Annotated in this window: 5 protein-coding genes; 4 read left to right on the plus strand and 1 reads right to left on the minus strand. The window is 37.3% G+C overall.

What is annotated here, in order from left to right; genetic code table 11:
* From OZD68_RS04280 to OZD68_RS04295, 4 genes are all read left to right on the plus strand, one after another.
* The coding region (locus tag OZD68_RS04280; protein ID WP_275009080.1) for a hypothetical protein at positions 1–181 on the plus strand (181 nt) is incomplete at its 5' end.
* A gap of 200 nt (positions 182–381) precedes the next feature.
* Positions 382–564, plus strand: a complete 183-nt coding sequence (rpmF, locus tag OZD68_RS04285; protein WP_041573607.1) for a 50S ribosomal protein L32 — start codon at positions 382–384, stop codon at positions 562–564.
* Between the two features lie 10 nt (positions 565–574).
* The gene (gene plsX / locus OZD68_RS04290; protein WP_182309753.1) at positions 575–1,612 is read left to right on the plus strand and encodes a phosphate acyltransferase PlsX; all 1,038 of its coding nucleotides are present in this window, start codon (positions 575–577) and stop codon (positions 1,610–1,612) included.
* A complete protein-coding gene (locus OZD68_RS04295) occupies positions 1,605–2,615 on the plus strand; it encodes a beta-ketoacyl-ACP synthase III (RefSeq protein WP_182309630.1) in 1,011 nt (336 codons plus the stop codon). The genes plsX and OZD68_RS04295 overlap by 8 nt, the downstream gene beginning before the upstream one ends.
* Before the next feature lie 20 nt (positions 2,616–2,635).
* Here the strand turns inward: OZD68_RS04295 and OZD68_RS04300 are convergent, their stop codons facing one another.
* Positions 2,636–2,758, minus strand: coding sequence for a hypothetical protein (locus OZD68_RS04300; RefSeq protein WP_259366053.1), 123 nt, complete (start codon positions 2,756–2,758; stop codon positions 2,636–2,638).
* Positions 2,759–2,852: the final 94 nt, after the last annotated feature.

A 2,852-nucleotide genomic window follows, 5' to 3' on the forward strand; every position in this document is an offset into this window, starting at 1 on the left:
GCCTTTCATAAGTAGCGATGCAACAAAGCCCACTGGGATCCAGCTTCTATGCAACTTAATTAAAAACGTTTGTTTTAGCATAAGACAACTACCTTTAGCTCATCAGCTCAGTTATAAGCAAAATTTCTGGATCACAGACTGGAATGACATCATCTGTTGTGCAATTTACCTTCAAAAATGAATGTTCGTACAGCTATGAATTCATTCGCGGTATAGATTCCTCTAACGAGTAGCGGAATGACGGTTTTTCAAATTGTAGAGCCACTTTAGCTATAGAACTCAATTACATAAGCAAACCTTACTTATTTTACTATCCCTGTTTACTTCCTGTAAAAAACATGTTACTAATGTACTGTATTTTGTAGTAGAATGGAGGAAATTTTGGCAGTTCCAAAAAGAAAAAAGTCAAAGTCAAGGCGTAATATGCATCGTTCTCATCATGCTATTGAGCCTAAGAATATTGTGGTGTGTTCAACAACTGGGGAATTCATGTTGCCTCATAACGTAGCAGTTGATGGCAGTTACAAAGGAAAACGGGTTTTCATCAAGCAACAGGCGGAGTGACTATTATGATATGTTACCTACGGTCAATAATAATATAGTTATTGCACTTGACGCTATGGGGGGCGATTTTGCGCCTCTTTCCGTAATTCAGGGTGCTGGTTTTTTTTTAGACAACCTTGTTGACCCAGGCATTAAAGTTTTTTTTCATATTTATGGAGATAAGGAAGAAGTATCTCCTTTGCTTTTGAAATATAAAAAAGTAAGTAACAATTCTGAATTTACTCATTGTTCTGACAATGTCCTTGCAAATGATAAGCCATCTTTTGCGCTGAGACATCGTAAAGACTCAAGTATGAAAGCTGCAACTGTTGCAGTGAAAGAAGGTAAAGCTTTCGGAGTGGTATCTTCAGGCAACACCGGAGCGTTGATGGCAATTTCCAGATTTATTTTAGGAACATTACCAAACATTTATCGTCCTGCTATTGCCTCTATCTGTCCAACTAAGACAAAAAGCTTCGCTTTGCTTGACCTTGGTGCAAATGTTGATTGTAATGCCGACTCATTATTTCAGTTTGCGTTAATGGGTAGTATATTTGCAAAAATAGCATTAAAAATTGACAATCCTGAAGTTGCTTTGCTAAATATCGGCACAGAAGAAGTTAAAGGTAATGACTCAGTGCGCGGCGCTTTTGAGTTGCTTAAAAACGCTCCAGGCATTAATTTCAAAGGTTATATAGAGGCAAGTGAATTTTTAGAGGGTAATATAGATGTGATTGTTGCTGATGGTTTTGTTGGCAATGTAATGCTCAAAACGGCTGAGGCAACCGCTAGTACCTTTATCAATCTAATAAAGCAGGAAGTATTCAATTCGTGGATAGCGAAAATGCTTGTTGGTATATTGTTAAAATCCAAACTAAATAAAGCTTTAACGCGTTTTAATCCCAAAATTAGAAGTGGAGCTATGTTTTTAGGGCTGAATGGTATCATCATTAAAAGTCATGGAAATTCTGATGCTATTTCTTTTGCCCATGCCATAAAATTTGCAGTAAATGCAATTAGTGAAAATTTAAATCAAAAGATAATTAACGGGGTAAGTCATATTGAATAAAAGTTTCATATTAAGCACTGGATCTTACCTACCAAGAAAAATGTTGAGTAACAACGAAATTGCATCGATAGTTGAGACGAGCGATGAATGGATAAGGCAGAGAACAGGAATAGTTCAAAGGCATATAGCAGATGAAGGAGAACTAACGTCAGATCTAGCTGTAAATGCAGCAAAAAGTGCTATAGAAAAAGCTAAAATTTCAGTAGATGAAATTGACTTGATTATAGTTGCTACAACAACTCCTGATAAAACTTTTCCTAGCTGTGCAACGATTGTACAAAGTAAGTTAAAATGTAAAAACGCATTTGCTTTTGATGTACAAGCAGCATGCTCTGGTTTTATATATGCAGTTACAGTTGCTGATTCGCTCATAAAATCTAACAATAGAATTAAATATGCATTGGTTATAGGTGCTGAAATAATGTCTAGGATTGTTGATTGGGAAAATAGGTCAACTTGTGTACTCTTTGGTGATGGTGCTGGTGCAGTAATAATGAAATCAGCATGTCATTTTAACGTCATTCCAACAAATGATGCTGATACTTGGGTGGCAGAGAAGTGGGTTACAAAAGGTATAATTTCAACTAGCCTATATTCTGATGGCAATGTGGACATACTATGTACGAACGGAGGGATATCCTCAACTGGTGATTCTGGAAAAATATGCATGAATGGAAGAGAAGTGTTTAAACATGCAGTGGATAAGTTAACAGCCTCAGTAGAGGAAACTCTGAAATGCAATAATTTGAAAATCACTGATATTGACTGGTTAATTCCCCATCAAGCAAACATTCGTATTATTGAAGCAGTAGTAAAGAAATTAGATTTTCCTATAGAGAAAGTGATCAATACCGTTGATAAGCATGCAAACACCTCAGCGGCATCAATTCCACTGGCCTTAGACTATGCAATACAAGAATCAAAAATAAAATCAGGAAATCTGGTACTGCTGATTTCAATAGGTGCAGGCCTGACCTGGGGTTCCGTGTTGCTGCACTATTAGACTTCCTGCATTACCTCCTGTCATCCAAGTACCCTCTTTGTCATTCCAGTGCCTCTTTCTCCTGTCATCCCAGTGCCCCCTTTTGTGATCCCAGTAGCCCCTTCGGTGTCATTCCAGTCTGGAATCCAGTTCTTATTGTACATTCACCTGGTGTAAAGTTAAGTTTCCTGGATCCCAGTGGGCTTTGTTGCATCGCTAGCTATGATGGATTAAAGATAAAAAAGATAGGGAATATCA

Origin of the sequence: Wolbachia endosymbiont of Drosophila bicornuta, assembly GCF_028982105.1 — a bacterium.
Classification (GTDB): Bacteria; Pseudomonadota; Alphaproteobacteria; order Rickettsiales; family Anaplasmataceae; genus Wolbachia; species Wolbachia pipientis.

Excerpts from the sequence above, each read along its gene's own strand:
- plsX (WP_182309753.1), top strand. The coding sequence starts at position 575 with ATGTTACCTACGGTCAATAATAATATAGTTATTGCACTTGACGCTATG.
- OZD68_RS04300 (WP_259366053.1), bottom strand. The coding sequence starts at position 2,758 with ATGTACAATAAGAACTGGATTCCAGACTGGAATGACACCGAAGGGGCT.